The following is a 17,723-nucleotide window of genomic DNA, read 5'->3' as shown; positions in this document are numbered from 1 at the left end:
GGATAGACATGGCTGATAGACTTAATAGAAGGGGAGTTTTAAAAGCTAGTGCCTTGCTAGCCTTTACTCCTATGGCAAAGACTTTGCTAGGTGCTTCTCTTTTAGCAAATGATGACACTATGGAGAAAAGTTTTGCTGGCTGGGATCCTAAAAGCTCAGTTAGTGTCAATCCTAAATCTTTTATCTATCTAACTAGTGTTGATAAGTGCTATCTATCTTATAACATAGAGATGGTAGAAGTAGTAGGTGGCAAGTTTTGGGCGCCTTATAAAGACATAGATTCTAAAAAGTCAAATGAAAACTTAAGCCATGATAATTCTAACCTCTATAAAGCCTTAAAGCCACTTGATCTAAGTGATAAAAAACTTCGCATGCTAGCAAGTGCGCTAGGTTCAGCCTATGTGCGTGTTAGTGGCACTTGGGCTAATAGCATCTACTTTCAAGATGATGATAAGCCTAAGCTTAAAAAAGCCCCTAAAGGCTTTGAAAATGTACTAACGCGTAAAGAGTGGAAGGGCGTTATAGACTTTATAAAAGCAGTTGATGCAAAGCTAGTTACATCTTTTGCCATCAGTTCTGGCACACGCAATAAAGATGGAATCTGGACTCCAAAAGAAGCCACTAAGATAGCAAACTATACTCATAAACTTGGCGGTCATATCGCTGCAGCCGAGCTTTTTAATGAGCCTAATCTCTTAGAAGTAAGTGCTGCGCCTAAGGGTTATAATGCTAGTTCTTTTGCTAAAGATGTAGCAGTTTTTACCAAGTTTGCAAGGGAAAAGATTCCAAGTATGTTAACTTTGGGGCCGGGCTGTGTGGGTGAAGGTGGGGCCTTGCCTATGGTCAAGTCTGCTTTAAACACTGAAATGCTTTTATCTGCTACGCCAACGCCTAAGTTTGATGTCTTTTCTTATCACTACTATGGGGCGGTCTCTAAGCGTTGTGCTAAAAGTCCTAAAGAAGGTGGCACTACTTTAGAAGATGCCTTAAGCTTAGAGTGGTTAGATAAGACTGATGGCGTGGCTGAGTTTTATAAAAACTTGCGTGATAAGTACTTACCAAAAGCTCCTCTTTGGATAAGCGAGACTGCTGATAGTGCTTGTGGGGGGAACCCTTGGGCTGCTACATTTTTTGATACTTTTAGATTCTTAAATCAGCTAGGAAGCCTAGCAAAATCTGGTGTAAAAGTAGTTATGCATAATACTTTATGTGCTAGTGAATATGGCTTGCTTGATGGTGAGACTTATGAGCCCAAACCTAACTACTACGCTGCCCTTCTTTGGCAAAAGCTTATGGGAGAAGAAGTCTATGAAACTAACTTAAAAGTAAAAGGACTTAGAATCTATGCACATAGCTTAAAAGGTAGTAAAAAAGGGAAGGTTTTAATGGTTATAAATCCTACTAGTAGCTTGCATACTTTTGATTTTAAAACTAGCGGGATGATTTATGTTTTAGCACCTAGTCCTTACCACTCAGATAACCCTTATAAGACTATGAGTAATGGAGAAGTTAGTCTTAATGGTGTGCCTTTAATGCTAAAAGATGAAAAGCTTCCAGAGCTTAATGGCACACCTTTAAAGGCAGGTAGAATCTCCATGCTTCCTTATGCTATAAGCTTTGTAGTCTTTGAAGATAGCTTAGATAGTTAAGTATAAGTTAATCTTTTATCTTTTAGAAATCTACTTTTTATATAGATAGTTTCAAGAGATAGACTTATATATAACTTTATATTTACTTTTAAGATTTTATTTACTATTACAGTTACTTTTCCTTTAGAATCGCTGCATTTTAGATTCACTAGGAAAAGGATGAGATATGTTAATAAAAAGGACAAAACCTTATGAGATTAAAGATAGCGAACTAACAAGTATAGAAAACTATAACAGAAGAGAAACTATAATGAAAGCCCTTGCCCTAGGTGCTCTAGCACTTCCACTAGGCAGCTCCTTGCAAGCACAAGCAGCGGCTGAAAAAAGCGACTTTATACAAAGAAAGTTCTTTTTTAAAAAAGACCCAGCATTTCCAGTTTCTAAACTTACCCCTAACTCTTTGACACCTGAAAAAAAGGCTATAACTTATAACAACTACTATGAGTTTGGTGTGCAAAAAGAAGATCCTTCATCTAGTAAAGCAGCAAATGAAGTTTTCAGCAAAGCTAAGCTTGACCCTTGGAGTGTGGTGATTGATGGGCTAGTGGAAAAGCCAGTAAAACTAAGCTTAGAGACTATAGTAGCTAAGATGCCTTTAGTAGAAAGAAACTACCACTTTAGATGCGTTGAAGCATGGAGTATGAATCTACCTTATATGGGCTTTAGGCTTAAAGACTTACTAGCTGTAGTTAAGCCGCTAAGCAGTGCGAAGTTTGTCCACTTTGAAACTATAGTAGACCCTGAGATGCCAGCTGTTAAGTCACCAAGTATAGCTGGTGGTATAAAGTTTCCTTACATCGAAGGGCTAAGGCTAGATGAAGCATATAATGACTTAACACTTCTTGCCATAGGGCTTTATGGAAAAGCTTTACTTCCTCAATCAGGTGCGCCTTTAAGACTAGTTGTGCCTTGGAAGTATGGCTTTAAGTCTATAAAAAGTATAGTGCGAATTTCTTTTGTAGATAAGCTACCAAGTACTATGTGGGTTAATCTAGCTAGTGATGAGTATGGATTTTATGCTAATGTTAATCCAAATGTACCGCATCCACGCTGGTCTCAAGCTAGCGAAAACTATATAGGTGATAGCTTCTTTAATGAACGTATACCTACTAAGATGTTTAATGGCTATGGCGAAGAGGTCGCTAGTATGTATAAGGGTATGGATTTGACTAAAAACTTTTAAGGGTTGTGGATTGTAGCAGCTTAATAGCATTTTCTTTTAATATTTTTTATCCTCTTTTAAAGATCTTTATTAAAAATGGGGCTTTTTTACAAAGCCCTAAGTAATTGCCCATCAAACATCTTCATTTAGGTAAGTTTTATCTTTACCCAACATTTTTGTATAAAAAGCGATTTTCACTCATTACGATACGTATGCAAATAAAAAATGTTATTAGTAGTTAAAAATATTTAACCAAATTTTCCTAAAAGTTAAAAATTATGTATAAAAATTGACTATTTACACCTTTTAAGAATCAAAAATGACTATAATTCATATATATCTTTAATTTAAGGAATGATGGAATGAAGAAAGTAGTCCTAGTGTTTTTAGCTCTAGTTGGTCTTATGTTTGCGGCGGATAATGTTATGTATCCTACAACTGTTAAGTCTCTTTATCAAAAGGGAAGTGATAAGGTAGTTGGTAGGTTGCTTCCAACATCAGCAGTTAAGATGATAAAGCAAGAGGGTAATAAAGAGCTTATACAGATAGAAGGTTACTCACAAGAAGGTGTAGATAACGCTATTTATTACGCAGTTAATAGAAGAATCTTAGTAGCTGGTCTTGCAAAAAGTGCAAACATCCAAGTTAAAAAAGTAAAAGAGATAAACGATAAAGAAAGCGGTAAAAAATGGTACCAAGTAGAAGTACAACTTTATACAGATGGTGGTAACTTTTCAAAAGATGTAGAATCTTTATACTCTAAAGCAAAAGCACTTTATGGTGAAAACTGCTCTATATGCCACGGCTTACACGCAACAAAAGAGTTTAATGCTAACCAATGGCCAGGTGTTGTAGATTCTATGTTCCCAAGAACTGGTATACCAAAAGAGGATAAGTACCTTTTAGTTCAATACCTTCAAAAAAATGCAAGCGATATGCCGGGAACTAACACAAAATAAGTACAGAGCATTACTTAGTATCAATTAAGCTACTTTTAAAACAAAAACACAAAAGAAGAAGCATTTTCTAACATCTTAAGATTATCTTCACAAGAAGATAATCTTTAAGCATTCACACATATTTAAATTCAACACAGGAGAACAACTTGACAGAAAAAATAAGCAGAAGAACGGTTTTAAAAGCTAGTGCTTTATTTGCCATGGTGCCTATGGCTCAAGGTCTTTTTGGTGGAACCCTTTCTGCTAAAGAAAAAATGGCCAATGTCGCTGGAAAAAAGTTCACTAGCAAGCTAGTAAAAAATGGAGAGGTTATAACTGGTGCTCACTGGGGTGTAGTAAAAGTTACTGTGAAAGACGGTAAGATAGTTAAGTCTGAATCTGCTCTTGATAGAAAGATGGAAAACCCTATGCAAAAGTACATTGGCGATATGGTTTATACAGAATCTAGAGTGAGATACCCTATGGTAAGAAAGTCTTATCTTGAAAATCCTCTCTCACCAAAGCCAGAGCTTAGAGGTGGCGATGAGTGGGTAAGAGTAAGCTATGACAAAGCTATTAAGCTAATAGCTGATGCTATAAGACGCACTAGAAAAGAAAAAGGTAGTGAAGGTATATTTGCCGGAAGCTATGGCTGGAAGTCAAGTGGTAACGTTCATAGTTGTAGGGCTTTGCTTCAAAGATTCCTAGGGATGACAGGTGGTTTTTCTGGTATAACAGGCGATTACTCAACTGGTGCATCTCAAGTTATCATGCCTTATGTTGTAGGAAGCATAGAAGTTTATGAACAACAAACTGTATGGCCTTTAGTATTAAGTGACTCTAAAGTAGTAGTTATCTGGGGATCTAACCCACTTCTAACACTTAGAATCTCTTTTGCAGTAAGCGATGGACTAGGTGCAGACTTCTTAGCCCAACTTAAAAATAGTGGTAAAAAAATCATCTTCATAGACCCAGTAAGAAATGAAACTTGTAAGTTACTAGATGCAGAGTGGATAGCTCCAGTGCCTCACTCAGATGTACCTTTAATGCTTGGTATCATGCACACAATGTATACAACAGGTAAGTACAACAAAGACTTCATAGCTAACTATACTGAAGGTTTTGATAAGTTCCTTCCTTATATGCTAGGTAAGACTGATGGCGTAGTAAAAGACGCTGCTTGGGCTTCTAAGATATCAGGTATAAAAGTAGATGTTATAAAAAATCTAGCCAAAACTTTCTATGAAAATAGAACTATGCTTATGAGTGGTTGGTCTATGCAGAGGGCACACCACGGCGAACAACCTCACTGGATGTTAGTAACCTTAGCTTCTATGATAGGGCAAATTGGTCTTCCAGGTGGTGGTTTTGGTCTAGCTTACCACTATGCTAATAGTGGTGTTCCAACTAGAAAAGCCGCAGTAATAGGTGGTATGAACACAGCTGGTCACTCAGCAAAAGTAGCCTTCCCAGTAGCAAGAATCGCAGACGCCCTTTTAAATCCGGGCAAAACAATTGACGCTAATGGTCACAAAGTAACTTATCCAGATATAGATATGATCTACTGGGTAGGTGGAAACCCTATAGTGCATCATCAAAATACTAACAATAACTTGAAAGCTTGGAGAAAGCCTCACACTGTAGTTGTTAATGAAGCTTACTGGACTCCAACTGCAAGATATGCAGACATCGTTATGCCAGTAACTACAGAGTATGAAAGAAATGACATCTCTATGGTCGGAGACTTCTCAAACATCATGATAACTCCTATGAAAGCACTTGTAAAAAGACAGTTTGAAAGCGTAGATGACTATGATGTATTTAGCTCACTTGCTAAAGAGTTTGGCGTGTATGAAGAGTTTAGTGGTGGTGGTAAAGATGAGTTTGGCTGGATAGAAGAGTTTTATAACGGTGCTTTAAAACAAGCTAAGGCACAAAAGATTCCTATGCCAGAGTTTAAAGAGTTCTGGGAGAAAAATAAACCTGTACAGTTTGAAGAATCTCAAGAAGGTGGAGAGTTTGTAAGATATGCTAACTTTATAGAAGACCCTATCTTAAACCCACTAGGAACACCAAGCGGTAAGATAGAGATCTACTCTGAGAAAATCGCAAGCTTTAAGTACGATGACTGCCGTCCTTACCCTTCATGGTTTGAGCCAGCTGAGTGGCTAGGTATGAAAAACAAACCTGCAGAGTTCCACATGGTAAGTCCGCATAGTGGTTATAGACTTCACTCTCAGATGTCTCAAACTAAGCTAAGGGATGTTTACGCCATAGCTGGACGTGAGCCTATATGGATAAATGAAGAAGATGCTAAAGAAAAAGGCATCAAAAATGGTGACTTAGTAAGAGTATTTAACGCAAGAGGTGAAGTTCTAGCTGGAGCTTATGTAACTAAAGATATCTCAAGAAAAGTAGTTAGACTAAGTGAAGGTGTTTGGTATGATCCAGTTAAGCCCGGAAAAATTGGCTCACTTTGCAAAAATGGCTGTCCAAACATCCTAACGCTTGATATACCTACTTCAAAACTTGCTAATGCAAACTGTGCTAACACTGCCCTAGTAAACATTGAAAAATATAAAGGCAAAGCAGACCCAGTAGATGTCTTCAAACAACCTAAAAAGATGAAAGTTTAAGGCTTTCTAGCATTACTTTAGTAAAGATGGAATCTAAATAGATTCTATCTTTAGCCTTTATAGCTTCTATTTAAGTCCTTACTTTTAAGGGCTTAAAGTTTTTTACATCTCCTCAATTAGTTCATCTCCCCAATTAGATTATTTGCACAAACTTTAAATATTAAGAAAAATTCATACTATTTAGAAATGATTAATTATCAGATGAGAATTTTAAATATACTTATTTTAGTTTTGACCTAAAGGAGTTTTTAATGAACAAAGATAAAAAGTTACTAAATAGAAGAGATGCCCTAAGCACTGGTGCAAAGATAGCAGCCCTTGGTGCATTAGGTGCAGTAGTTGCAGGAACATCTGCAAGCGCAGCAAACACAAGTGAAGCAGTAAGTGATATGGATAAGTATAAAGACCCAGAAAAGTATGCTTTGCCTCGTGTGCCTATGAAGTTTGATAAAAGCAAACTTGCCTTAGTGGTGATAGACCCACAAGTGGACTTTTTAAGTCCAAAAGGTGTAGGTTGGGGTGCTTTTGGTGCTAGCTTAAAAGAGCAAAATACAGTTGAGCACTTACTCTCACTTTTTAAAGCTTCAAAGGCGGCTAATATAGTAGTAGCAGTTTCACCTCACTTTTACTATCCAACTGACCATAAGTGGGAGTTTGGTGGGCCAGGTGAGCACTTTATGCATAACACTGGTATGTTTGATAGGAAGGGTGCTTTTACTATGGAAGGCTTTGAAGGGAGTGGGGCTGACTTCATGCCTGAGTTTAAGCCCTACATCTTGGATAATAAAACCATAATCGCTAGCCCTCATAAGATCTTTGGGAATCAAACCAATGACCTTTCTTTGCAGTTAAGAAAAAGAGGCATTAGTCAGATATTACTTTGTGGTATGGCAGCAAACTTATGTGTAGAATCTCACCTAAGAAACTTGCAAGAAGAAGGCTTTGAAGTGGCAGTTATAAAAGATGCTACAGCTGGGGCTAAGCTTCCTGAAGGTGATGGCTACTTAGCAGCCCTTATAAACTACAGATATCTAGCAAGTGAAGTCTTAACAACCAAGCAAGCTATAAAAATCTTAGCTTAGTTGTAAACTAAGTGGCATTAGTAGAATCTAAAAGGCTTAAAGCTTTTAGATTCTATGGCTTTAATCACAAGAGTGGCATTTATAAGATTTAATAAAAATAGATTCTATAAAACTATAGAACTTATAAAAGGCTATTTTTTCTTATCAAACTTACTGCTACCTTTAAGATAGCCTTCATTAATTAAAAGTTTTACTATCTCCGAAAAGACTGGGGCTGCTGTCTGGGCGGCGTAGTATTCTTCATTAGAGTGGGAGCCAAAGGTTACTACTCCTATGGTGTAGGTGTTAGAATCATCTTTTGCGTAACCAAAAAATGAGCCTATATAAAGGTCTCCATAGCGTCCTTTTTTAGTCTCTCTTGCAGTTCCAGTCTTTCCTCCAACTATGACTCCAGTTACATTTGCACGCCTTCCTGTACCGCTAGTAACCACTTCATGAAGTAAGCCTTCCATGCCATTAGCTATATCTTGCGTTAGCACTCTTTTAGGCACTTCAGGCTTAGCTCTAAACTTCTCACCATCTGGTGCTATGAAGTACTTAGTTATAGTTGGCTTCATCAAAAGTCCGCCATTACTAAAGCTAGCATAGGCCCTAAGTAGCTGCATGAAAGTAACCCTTAAGCCATAGCCATAACTTACAGTTGCTTTATACACTTCACGATTTAAAAGGCTTATACTTGGCAAGATTCCATTTTGCTCATAAGGCAAGTCTATACCAGTGATAGTTGAAAGCTCAAAGTTTTTAAATATATCATACATCTGTTGACCACTTAAGCCCTGCGTTAGTTTCATCATACCAATGTTGCTTGATCGTATAAGTATCTCTTTAGTTTTAGCCTTGGCAAGCGGACTAGAATCTCTTATAGTGTAGCCTCTTAGGTTATAAACTCCATTGTTTAGATCTATAATCTTATTAGGATCTAGCAGTCCATGCTCCCAAAGATAGGAGTAAATCATAGGCTTTATGGTACTTCCTGGCTCATAAGAAGTCTCAACTGCACTGCTATTTAGCGAAGGATAGTCTTCTTTTTTTATAAGGTTGGGATTAAAGGTATTAGATGAGGCAAGCACTAGCATCTGACCAGTTTTTGGATCCATGATGCCAGCTATCATCTCACGACTTTTGTACTTATCATTAGCCTCTTTTAAAAGCTTTTCTACTCTTATTTGCAGATCTAGAGGTATGCTTAAAACTATGTTAAAACCATCTTCTCTTGAGACTATCTCAGAGCTTTTGTTTAAGATGATGTTATCTCCTATATCACGCCTTCCAGTTACTCTGCCATCTCTTTTTGAGCTTAAGATTCCATCTCTATAGTTTTCTATGCCTTTTACACCTTCAACGCGTGTTATGCGACCAGATTCTATCTTCCTTACATAGCCTATGGTTGGCTCTATGGCATTTTGTAAAGGATAGATTCTATTTATCCCGCTATCTTGTATATCAAGCCCCATCTTTTGTATTAGCTTGCCTCTAGCATCAGTGTATTCTTGAAAGACATCTAAGCCTATAAATTTAATATTCAAAAGTCTTAAGTTTGCAGCCACTGTGGCGGGTACTTTATAGCTTATAGTCACATAGCCTTTTTTTGCAAGTGCTTTTAGTATGTCTTCTTTTTTTAGATTCCCATAGATTGAAAGGAGGTTTACAAAGAGGTCTTTTTTGGCTGGATTTATAGACTGTGGGTTTATGCTTATCTTGTAAAGCTTTGAGCTATTAGCAAGTATGTAGCCATCACTACTATAAATAGAGCCTCTATTTGCAACATCTGTTTTGCTAATGACTACTGCTGGAATCTTGCGGGGCAGTACACCTTTAGCAAGCACTGCAAGCACAAAGACTAAAAAGCATACAAAAAGTATGACAACTAGTCCTAGAAGTCTAGTAGCTCTAAAAAACTTTTCTACATTTTCATGCTCTCTCCCCATACTTATAGCTTGGGCATTAAAAGTCTTTCTTAGATTGCGTGGGTTTATCTTAGTGCTTTGATGTTCTTTGATAGATAAGTGTTTAGTAGTGCTTTTCTTTTGGGCGCTGCTTACTTTGTCGCTAGGAAGTATTTTTGGACTACTTAGATATTTTGTGTCTGTTTGTTTTGTAAGCGTTTGCTGGTTAGAAGGAAGTTGTTTTTTAGCTGATTTGCTTTTAGTGTTTAAGTTTTTAGATATTTCTTTTGCTTCTTGAAGTTCTTTTAGCTTGGCTTGTCTTAGCGTCTCTTGTCTTTGTGCTTCTTGTCTTAGCAACTCTTGCTTAGTTTTAATTTGGGTTTGTTCTTTTAAAAGTCTTTCTTCTTGAATCTTTTTTTCTATTAAAGCATCTCTTTCATAAAAGCTAAAAGATGTTGTGTCTTGTTTGGTATTTGTGTAAGTTTTTTGTGTGTTTGTTTTGTTTTCATCTAGCCTACTTCTTCTTACATCATCCTCTTTAGGAGGGATGCTTGAAGAGGTTTTAGAGGCGGTATTATCTTTTGTAAATAAGTTTTTTCTCTGCAAGTAAAGCCTACTCTAAGCTTAAACTTGTGTTCTTAGTATCTCTTTATAGGCACTGATTGCTTTATTACGTACTTCTAGCATTAGTTTCATACTAGTTTCTGCCTTGCCTATAGCTATGGCTGCTTGGTGTAAATCTTTAATTTGACCACTTGCCATATCTGCTAAAGCTTTATCAGAAGCCTCTTGAGATACATTTAGTTCATCTAAAGATTTTTTAAGCAGTGTTGAAAAGTTAGCTCCACCTTCTTTGACGCTACTAGGAGAGTCTGTAAGAGAGATATCACTAAGCTTTGGAACACTTATATTGTTAATTTGCGCCATTTCTGTCCTCCTTGGATAAAACTCTAGGCGTGAAACATCGCTATAGCGTTGCTCGCCATGTTCTTAGCACTTTGAAAAGCAGCTACGTTTGCTTGATATGCTCTTGTAGCTTCTATAAGATCGGCCATTTCTACAACTGGATTAATATTTGGGTAAGCAACATATCCAGCAGAGTTTGCATCAGGATTAGATGGGTCATACTTCATGATAGGTGCACTATCATCACGTACTATTTTATCTACATAAACGCCAGTTATGGCAGGATTTGGCTTTTTATCTAAGTCTCCTTCATCTAGTGGGTCTTCATAGCCTATCATGTCGTTATCTTTAGAAAGCTTTTTATTTAACATTTTATTGAAATCAAATGCTTTTAGTACAACTTCTTGTCTTCTATAAGGTCCACCTTCATCTGTTCTAGTAGTGTTGGCATTAGCTATGTTAGAAGAGATGACATTTACTCTAAAGCGTTGGGCTGAAAGGCCGTATCCACTGATATCAAAAGTACTTAAAAACATGGCTTAGTCCTTATAGGTTTTTACTAGAATCTAGTGCATAGGCAAATATACCTTTATGCATCTTTAGTGCTGTAGTTAATGCTTGATACATCATAGAGTTTTTAGAAAGCTCTGTAGTTTCTACATCTAAGTCTACGCTGTTACCATCATTTCTTGCTAGGTGGCCATCTCTAAAAAATATAGAAGCTTTATCTAAAGAGGCTGTGTTTCCGGGCAAATGTCTCCCTGAAGTCTCTGCTAGCTTTAAAGTCTGCTGCCCTTTATCTCCGTCAAAGACTTCTCTTTCCTTCTCTGCTAGCATGCTTTCAAAATCCACATCTTTTGGTCTATAGTAGGGCGTGTCTATATTAGCTATGTTGCTAGCTATAAGATCTTGTCTTAAAGATCTATAATCTAGTGCTTGATAGACTAGCTTATAAGCCTTTGAAGTATCAAAGCTTGGGCTTAAAGTGCTACTTATATCCATATGAAGTCTCCTTGAAAACCTTGCAAATAACTAAATGCAACTGCCAAAACTAAGCAATTTCAGTGCCAACTTTTAGTGACTTAGTGATTCCTTAAAATATATATTACAAGATATTTGTATAAACTGCTAATACATCATCATCATCTTCTATCTTATCTAGCAGTTTTTCTACGATTTCTAAGTTTTCTTCATCTACTTCTATAGGAGTAGTTGGCACTCTTACAGTTTTTGAGCTTAGAATCTCAAGACTTGGCATGCTTTCAAGTCCTTGCTGCATGTGCCCAAAGTCTTCAAAGTTAGCATAAGCTATGTAGGTACTTTCTTCATCTTCAGCTTTTTCTATCTCAGTTAGTCCAAAGTCTATTAAAGCTAACTCTATGGAATCTAAATCATCATTAGTTTTAAACTTAAACTGTGCTTTTCTCTCAAACATAAAGTCAATTGACCCATTAACCAGCAAAGTAGAGTTTTTGCTTTTATTAAAGTAGCTTTTTAGATTAGCCACTGTTCTAGTTGGGTTATCACTAGTGCACTCTACAAAGATCAAAACTCCACCGGGTGCTTTTCCTTCATAGGTTAGCTCTACAAAGTCGCCATCTTTTCCACTAGCCCTTTTTATAGCTGCTTCTATGTTATCTTTTGGCATATTTTGGGCTTTAGCTGTAGCTATGGCACTTCTAAGCTTTGCATTCATCAAAGGGTCACTTCCCCCAGCTTTTGCAGCTACAGTTATAGCTTTTGCTAGTTTTGGGAAGACCTTGCTCATCTTATCCCATCTTTTTTCTTTTGCTGCCCTTCTATACTCAAACGCTCGTCCCATAGTACTTGTACTCCTTTTAAACCTGCTTAAATAGTTTTGGTATTTTATATCTAGCTAATTTGCATTGTCAAATTTAAATATTACACTTTAATATGCAAAATCATTCCAAACTTGTTTTTATACTAAAATCAATATATTTTAAGTTAATCCAAGCTATCCTTACGACATTATAAAAAAAGGGTGTATATGGAAGGAAGATTATTTACTTTTGCAGGGCTTATAAGTAACAATCACAGCTTTGTCATAGGCTTTTACACTGTTCTTATTGCCATAATTACCATAGTCATAAGCATGCTAGCTACTAGACGTATGCAAGTTGTGCCAACAGGACTTCAAAACTTCTATGAGTACATCATAGGCGGTATGCTTTATATAGGAAAAGACGCACTAGGTGATAAACTAGCTAGAAAGTACTTTCCACTAGCAGGTACTATTGGAATCTATGTTTTTTATTGTAATGCTATAGGTATCATACCGGGCTTTGAAGCACCAAGCTCAAGTACTAGTTACACCCTAGTCTTAGCACTCATAGTCTTTTTTTACTACCACTTTGAAGGTATAAGGGCTAATGGCTTTAAGAAGTACTTTGGTCACTTTGCAGGTCCTATACTGCTTCTTTCACCGCTTATGTTCCCAGTGGAGATAATCTCTCACCTTTCTAGGATAGTGTCACTAGCTTTCAGGCTTTTTGGAAACATCAAAGGCGATGATATGTTCTTGCTAGTTATGTTGCAGCTTATCCCTTGGATAGTTCCACTTTTACCTTTTGCTATCCTTATGTTTATGGCTGTGCTTCAAGCATTCGTATTTATGATACTGACTTATATCTATCTAGCAAGTGCTGTGATAATAGACGAAGAACACTAAAGTGACGCCTAAAGAAAAGCAGTCTGCAAGATTCCTAATAGCTAGTCTTAGGTTTTTTATAGGGCTGTTTTTCGGCTTGGCTATATTTAGTGCTGTAGTCATCCTCTTTCTTTTTAGACCTTTTTTGCTAGCAGTGCTTTACGCACTAGCTGCGTTTTGTCTATGCATGTTTTTTAATCTCCTCTTGCGCGTTATGCTTTACTTTGTGACCTTAAGCGAGCAGGGCAGTTTTAAAGAAGCTCTTAGCAAGACTACTGATAGACTTAGTAGTGAGCAAGACTTAAAGCCTTAAAGTTAGCTTTAAGTAAACTAGGTCGATGTTTAGCTATCTTATAACTTCACCAATCTATCATCCAGATAACTCTCCTTCTGTTTTTAAAGCCACTCTTTTAAAAGCAAGTCAAAAAGACGTGCACTTTGCATGTTTTAGGCTTATCACAAAGAGTGAAGAGTTAGATTCTAAAGAGCTAGCTTTGCTTAATGTGTTTTTAGAAGTCTGTGATAAAAAAGGTATAAAGCCTTTTATTAATCTTTCTTATCTTGAAACTAGCCTTAGTTTATTAAAGCAAGGTTTAAAAGTTAACTTACATCTAAAAGAAAAATTTTTGTCGTTTTTAGATTCTGATATGTTGGAGTTTGACAAAACTAAAGTTGATGTTATATGTTCAACTCATGATGAAGATACAGCTTTAAAGGCCTTAAGACTTGGAGCAAACTTTGTGACTTTAAGCCCTCTATTTACCACACCTAATAAGGGAGCACCTAAAGGAGTAGAGTACTTTAAGAATCTTCCCTTAGAACTAAAGTCTAAAACCATAGCACTAGGTGGCATAGATAGTTCTAATATAGACTTAGTTAAGTCTTTAGGAGTGGCTGGATTTGCGGCGATTAGGTATTTTTTAGAGTAACTTTGGAGTTTTAAAGAGAATCCTAAGCCTTTAAAATAAGTTATATTTAAGCTTTTTACTTTATAATTTAGCCCTTAGCATTTTTAAATCCTAATTTAACTAGGGGTGTTAGCTCAGCTGGGAGAGCGCAACGCTGGCAGCGTTGAGGTCAGGGGTTCGATCCCCCTACACTCCACCACTTATAATAAAAATCAAGATTACAAAATTATCATCTTTTCTGGGTATCTTTACTGTGCTACTTCTCTTAATGCTATTTTTGTCATCACAAGAAAAGAGTGCAATGAATAATGCATCAGTTAGATATTTTTAGATTCTATAATCTAAATTTACCCTTCCTAAAAACTATTTATTTTTAAATAATTATCTTTATATTTCCCCTGCCATGACGCTTTAGGGCTAAGGGGATAAGCAAAGAAACAAACAATATCTTACGTCATTATAAGACTTATGTATAAGATTATTTTTACAACTTAGCTATGCACTCTATTTCTACTTTAGAATCTTTAGGCAGGCTTTTAACCGCTACTGTACTGCGTCCGGGCTTGTGTGAAAAGTATTCCGCATAGACTTCATTAAACTCTGCAAAGTAACTCATATCACTTAAAAAAACTGTAGTTTTTATAACTTTTGTAAGGCTTGAGTCCGCTTCTTCTAAAACAGCTTTTAGATTCTTACAAACTTGGTGAGTTTGCTCTTTGATATTTCCATCTAAAAAGCTTCCATCAGGTAAAAGTGGAATCTGTCCGCTAGTAAAGACAAAGTCTCCAACTATCATACCTTGAGAGTAAGGTCCTATAGCACCTGGTGCTTTTTTAGTCTCTATCTTTTTCATATTTTCTCCTTAGAATCAAATAAGGTAGTAATATAACATTAAATCCATAAAGATGACTAGCTTGATGCAAAAGTTAGTTTTCTTTTTCTGAAATCTTAAAAAATTCCTAAAAATACTATAAAAGTTATATATTTTTTACTATTTTTATGAGAATGTCAAAAAAACTTCATTTTTATTGATTCATGTTGCTTGCTTTTTAGGAAAAATGTTCTATCATGTTTACATTCTATTATGAAAGGAAGAGCATGGAAAGTAGTTTAAGCAGAAGAGACTTCATCAAAACTGCCGCACTTGCTAGTGCTGCAGTTAGTGCAGGGCTAAGTGTTGGCACTAGTCTTAGTGCAAAAGCGACCAAAGCTGAAGAAAAGTGGGTTTGGGATAAAAGTGTGTGCCGATTTTGTGGGACAGGATGTGGGATAATGATAGCCACACAAAATGACAAGATAGTCGCTGTAAAAGGGGACTTGCTAGCACCCGTAAATAAGGGCATAACTTGCATTAAAGGCTATTTTACTTCTAAGATAATGTACGCACAAGATAGACTTAAAGAACCTCTTTTAAGGCTAAATGATAAAGGTGAGTTTGATAAAAAAGCACCTTTTAAAGTCGTAAGTTGGCAGCGCGCTTTTGATGAGATGGAAAAGCAGTTTAAAAAGTACTATAACGACTTAGGTCCTAAAGGCATAGGTGTTTTTGGATCTGGTCAGTACACTATACAAGAAGGTTACGCTGCAGTTAAGCTAGTAAAAGCAGGCTGGAGAAGTAATAATATAGATCCAAACGCACGCCACTGTATGGCATCTGCAGTTGGCGGCTTTATGCAAGTGTTTGGTATAGATGAGCCAAGTGGTTGCTATGATGATATAGAGATAACTGATACAGTTATAACTTGGGGATCTAACATGGCTGAGATGCATCCTATGCTTTGGAGTCGTGTAATAGATTCTAAGTTTAGAAAGCCTGATAGATATAAGCTTATAAACCTTAGTACTTTTTCTAACCCAACTAGTGAGATGGCAGACATAGAGATAATCTTTAAGCCTAGCACAGACCTTGCTATCTGGAACTATATAGCCCATGAGATAGTTTATAACAACCCTAACTCTATAGACTGGGACTTTGTAAAAGAGTACTGTGTCTTTACTACTGGCTTTGTAGATATAGGCTATGGCATGAGAGAAGATACTGATAATCCAAAGTATACAGACTTAGAACGCGAAACCATGAAAAAGCAACATGCAAAAGTGATAAGTGAGGATGAAGCACCCGGTCTTAGCTATCTTGGTATGAAGGCTGGAGATACTTTAGAGATGAAGCATGTCAAAAAAGCAGGTGCACACTGGGCTATAAGCTTTGAAGAGTTTAAAACTGCACTTAAGCCTTATACTCTAGACTACGTAGCTAAAATCTCAAAAGGAGATGCTAGCGAAAGCTTAGAATCTTATAAGAAAAAGCTTAAAGCCCTAGCTAACTACTATATGGAAAAAGATAGGAAAGTTATGAGTTTTTGGACTATGGGCTTTAATCAACACCAAAGGGGTGTATGGGTTAATGAGCAATCTTACATGGTTCACTTCCTAGTTGGTAAGCAAGGAACTCCGGGTAATTGTGCTTTTTCTCTAACTGGTCAACCTAGTGCTTGTGGTACTGCAAGAGAAGTAGGTACTTTTATGAATAGACTTCCAGCTGATATGGTAGTAACTAACCCTGAGCACGTAAAAACTGCTGAGAAAATCTGGCATATACCAACTGGTGTTATAAACACTAAGCCGGGGTCTCACTTTGTAAAAATCATGCGTGATATGGAAGACGCTAAGATTAAGTTTGTGTGGGTTCAAGTTAATAACCCTTGGCAAAACACAGCTAATGCCAACCACTGGATAAAAGCTGCTAGGGAGATGGATAACTTTATAGTAGTAAGTGAGTGCTATCCGGGTATCTCTGCGAGGGTGGCTGATTTAATCTTGCCTAGTTCTATGATATATGAAAAGTGGGGTGCTTATGGTAATGCTGAAAGAAGAACACAGCACTGGAAGCAAAGCGTAACTCCTATAGGCAACTCTATGCCAGATGTTTGGCAGATGGTTGAGTTCTCTAAACGCTTTAAGTTAAAAGAAGTGTGGGCTAAGGAGTTTCCAGAGCTTGGGCTTAAAAACGCACTAGCTGAAGCTAAAAGCATGGGCTACAGTGAAGATAGCACACTCTTTGATGTACTTTTTAACAACAAAGAAGCAAAAAGCTATAAAGCAAGTGACCCTCTAACTGCAAAGCACTTAAACACAGAAGCAAAAGGCGATAAGAGAAATGTCATAGGAAGTGATGGTAAGCCTTTTAAAGGCTATGGCACTTTTATACAAAAGTATCTTTGGGAAGAGTATAGGAAGTTTGGTGTAGGACATGGGCACGATTTAGCACCATTTGATCTATACTATAAGGTAAGAGGTTTAAGGTGGCCAGTAGTTGATGGTAAAGAGACTAAGTGGCGCTTTAATGCAAAGTATGACTACTATGCAAGAAAGTTTGGAGATGGCAAAGCTTTTGCTTTCTATGGACACAAAAAAGCCTCTATCTTGACAGGAGATCTTCATAAGCCAGGAACCCAAAAGATAGATATGCACAATAAAGCTAAGATCTTTTTTAGACCTTATATGGAAGCTGTTGAGATGCCAGATTCTAAGTTTCCATTCTGGCTTGCTACTGGACGTGTGCTAGAACACTGGCATAGTGGTACTATGACTATGAGAGTACCTGAGCTTTTTAAAGCGGTACCTGAAGCACTTTGCTATATGCACCCAAGTGATGCTAAAAAGCTAGGTGTAGCACATAATGACATAGTTTGGGCAGAAAGCAGACGTGGTAAAGTAAAGGTTAGACTAGATCTAAGCGGCACTAGGAATAGGCCTCCAAGTGGACTAGTATTTATACCGTGGTTTGATGAAAGGGTGTATGTAAATAAACTTTGTTTAGATGCTACAGACCCTATATCTTTCCAAACTGACTACAAAAAATGCGCCATAAACATATATAAAGCTTAA

The 17,723-nt window shown here is 36.9% G+C and carries 15 protein-coding genes and 1 tRNA gene; 10 read left to right on the top strand and 6 right to left on the bottom strand.

The window, feature by feature from the left end; translation table 11 throughout:
• Window positions 1-8: 8 nt before the first annotated feature.
• From BKH40_RS03735 to BKH40_RS03710, 5 genes are all read left to right on the top strand, one after another.
• A complete protein-coding gene (locus tag BKH40_RS03735) occupies window positions 9-1,649 on the top strand; it encodes a hypothetical protein (protein WP_095277072.1) in 1,641 nt (546 codons plus the stop codon).
• A gap of 166 nt (window positions 1,650-1,815) precedes the next feature.
• Complete coding sequence (msrP, locus tag BKH40_RS03725) at window positions 1,816-2,832, top strand: protein-methionine-sulfoxide reductase catalytic subunit MsrP (protein WP_095277069.1); 1,017 nt, start codon at window positions 1,816-1,818, stop codon at window positions 2,830-2,832.
• A gap of 341 nt (window positions 2,833-3,173) precedes the next feature.
• Window positions 3,174-3,770: a hypothetical protein gene (locus BKH40_RS03720; RefSeq protein WP_095277067.1), complete on the top strand. Its 597-nt coding sequence runs from the start codon at window positions 3,174-3,176 to the stop codon at window positions 3,768-3,770.
• 200 nt (window positions 3,771-3,970) lie between these two features.
• Entirely contained in the window at window positions 3,971-6,385 is a 2,415-nt protein-coding gene (locus tag BKH40_RS03715; RefSeq protein ID WP_095277208.1) for a molybdopterin guanine dinucleotide-containing S/N-oxide reductase, read from the top strand.
• Between the two features lie 251 nt (window positions 6,386-6,636).
• A complete protein-coding gene (locus tag BKH40_RS03710; RefSeq protein ID WP_095277065.1) occupies window positions 6,637-7,467 on the top strand; it encodes a cysteine hydrolase in 831 nt (276 codons plus the stop codon).
• 131 nt (window positions 7,468-7,598) lie between these two features.
• Here BKH40_RS03710 and BKH40_RS03705 read toward each other — a convergent pair whose 3' ends face one another.
• From BKH40_RS03705 to BKH40_RS03685, 5 genes are all read right to left on the bottom strand, one after another.
• Complete coding sequence (locus BKH40_RS03705; RefSeq protein ID WP_257842499.1) at window positions 7,599-9,959, bottom strand: penicillin-binding protein 2; 2,361 nt, start codon at window positions 9,957-9,959, stop codon at window positions 7,599-7,601.
• Between the two features lie 18 nt (window positions 9,960-9,977).
• Window positions 9,978-10,280, bottom strand: a complete 303-nt coding sequence (fliE, locus tag BKH40_RS03700) for a flagellar hook-basal body complex protein FliE (RefSeq protein ID WP_095277064.1) — start codon at window positions 10,278-10,280, stop codon at window positions 9,978-9,980.
• 23 nt (window positions 10,281-10,303) lie between these two features.
• Complete coding sequence (flgC, locus tag BKH40_RS03695) at window positions 10,304-10,795, bottom strand: flagellar basal body rod protein FlgC (RefSeq protein WP_095277062.1); 492 nt, start codon at window positions 10,793-10,795, stop codon at window positions 10,304-10,306.
• Between the two features lie 10 nt (window positions 10,796-10,805).
• Window positions 10,806-11,261 (bottom strand): flagellar basal body rod protein FlgB, encoded by a 456-nt coding sequence (gene flgB / locus BKH40_RS03690; RefSeq protein WP_095277061.1) that lies wholly within the window; start codon window positions 11,259-11,261, stop codon window positions 10,806-10,808.
• Between the two features lie 103 nt (window positions 11,262-11,364).
• A complete protein-coding gene (locus BKH40_RS03685; protein WP_095277059.1) occupies window positions 11,365-12,081 on the bottom strand; it encodes a YebC/PmpR family DNA-binding transcriptional regulator in 717 nt (238 codons plus the stop codon).
• A 186-nt stretch (window positions 12,082-12,267) separates the two neighbouring features.
• Between BKH40_RS03685 and BKH40_RS03680 the strand changes: the two genes are divergently transcribed.
• The 4 genes from BKH40_RS03680 to BKH40_RS03665 all read left to right on the top strand — a co-directional run bounded on the left by BKH40_RS03680 (window position 12,268) and on the right by BKH40_RS03665 (window position 14,034).
• A complete protein-coding gene (locus BKH40_RS03680) occupies window positions 12,268-12,948 on the top strand; it encodes a F0F1 ATP synthase subunit A (RefSeq protein WP_095277057.1) in 681 nt (226 codons plus the stop codon).
• 1 nt (window position 12,949) lies between these two features.
• On the top strand, window positions 12,950-13,240 hold the full coding sequence (locus BKH40_RS03675) for a hypothetical protein (protein ID WP_095277056.1): 291 nt from the start codon (window positions 12,950-12,952) through the stop codon (window positions 13,238-13,240).
• 25 nt (window positions 13,241-13,265) lie between these two features.
• Window positions 13,266-13,856, top strand: a complete 591-nt coding sequence (locus BKH40_RS03670) for a thiamine phosphate synthase (protein ID WP_095277055.1) — start codon at window positions 13,266-13,268, stop codon at window positions 13,854-13,856.
• A 102-nt stretch (window positions 13,857-13,958) separates the two neighbouring features.
• Window positions 13,959-14,034, top strand: a tRNA-Ala gene (locus BKH40_RS03665).
• A gap of 285 nt (window positions 14,035-14,319) precedes the next feature.
• Here BKH40_RS03665 and BKH40_RS03660 read toward each other — a convergent pair.
• Window positions 14,320-14,688: a RidA family protein gene (locus BKH40_RS03660; protein WP_095277053.1), complete on the bottom strand. Its 369-nt coding sequence runs from the start codon at window positions 14,686-14,688 to the stop codon at window positions 14,320-14,322.
• A gap of 245 nt (window positions 14,689-14,933) precedes the next feature.
• Between BKH40_RS03660 and napA the strand changes: the two genes are divergently transcribed.
• Window positions 14,934-17,723: a nitrate reductase catalytic subunit NapA gene (gene napA, locus BKH40_RS03655; protein ID WP_095277052.1), complete on the top strand. Its 2,790-nt coding sequence runs from the start codon at window positions 14,934-14,936 to the stop codon at window positions 17,721-17,723.

It is taken from the genome of Helicobacter sp. 11S02629-2, from assembly GCF_002272875.1.
In the GTDB taxonomy this organism is placed as follows: Bacteria; Campylobacterota; Campylobacteria; order Campylobacterales; family Helicobacteraceae; genus Helicobacter_I.
The sequence above is the reverse complement of the archived record's forward strand: the minus strand, read 5'-3'. Positions and strand labels throughout refer to the sequence as shown.

What these genes read in the sequence shown, in the direction of transcription:
- fliE (WP_095277064.1), bottom strand. Translation starts at nt 10,280, where the DNA reads ATGGCGCAAATTAACAATATAAGTGTTCCAAAGCTTAGTGATATCTCT.
- BKH40_RS03715 (WP_095277208.1), top strand. Translation starts at nt 3,971, where the DNA reads ATGGTGCCTATGGCTCAAGGTCTTTTTGGTGGAACCCTTTCTGCTAAA.
- BKH40_RS03670 (WP_095277055.1), top strand. Translation starts at nt 13,266, where the DNA reads ATGTTTAGCTATCTTATAACTTCACCAATCTATCATCCAGATAACTCT.
- BKH40_RS03720 (WP_095277067.1), top strand. Translation starts at nt 3,174, where the DNA reads ATGAAGAAAGTAGTCCTAGTGTTTTTAGCTCTAGTTGGTCTTATGTTT.
- BKH40_RS03710 (WP_095277065.1), top strand. Translation starts at nt 6,637, where the DNA reads ATGAACAAAGATAAAAAGTTACTAAATAGAAGAGATGCCCTAAGCACT.
- BKH40_RS03685 (WP_095277059.1), bottom strand. Translation starts at nt 12,081, where the DNA reads ATGGGACGAGCGTTTGAGTATAGAAGGGCAGCAAAAGAAAAAAGATGG.
- BKH40_RS03660 (WP_095277053.1), bottom strand. Translation starts at nt 14,688, where the DNA reads ATGAAAAAGATAGAGACTAAAAAAGCACCAGGTGCTATAGGACCTTAC.
- napA (WP_095277052.1), top strand. Translation starts at nt 14,934, where the DNA reads ATGGAAAGTAGTTTAAGCAGAAGAGACTTCATCAAAACTGCCGCACTT.
- flgB (WP_095277061.1), bottom strand. Translation starts at nt 11,261, where the DNA reads ATGGATATAAGTAGCACTTTAAGCCCAAGCTTTGATACTTCAAAGGCT.
- BKH40_RS03680 (WP_095277057.1), top strand. Translation starts at nt 12,268, where the DNA reads ATGGAAGGAAGATTATTTACTTTTGCAGGGCTTATAAGTAACAATCAC.
- msrP (WP_095277069.1), top strand. Translation starts at nt 1,816, where the DNA reads ATGTTAATAAAAAGGACAAAACCTTATGAGATTAAAGATAGCGAACTA.
- flgC (WP_095277062.1), bottom strand. Translation starts at nt 10,795, where the DNA reads ATGTTTTTAAGTACTTTTGATATCAGTGGATACGGCCTTTCAGCCCAA.
- BKH40_RS03735 (WP_095277072.1), top strand. Translation starts at nt 9, where the DNA reads ATGGCTGATAGACTTAATAGAAGGGGAGTTTTAAAAGCTAGTGCCTTG.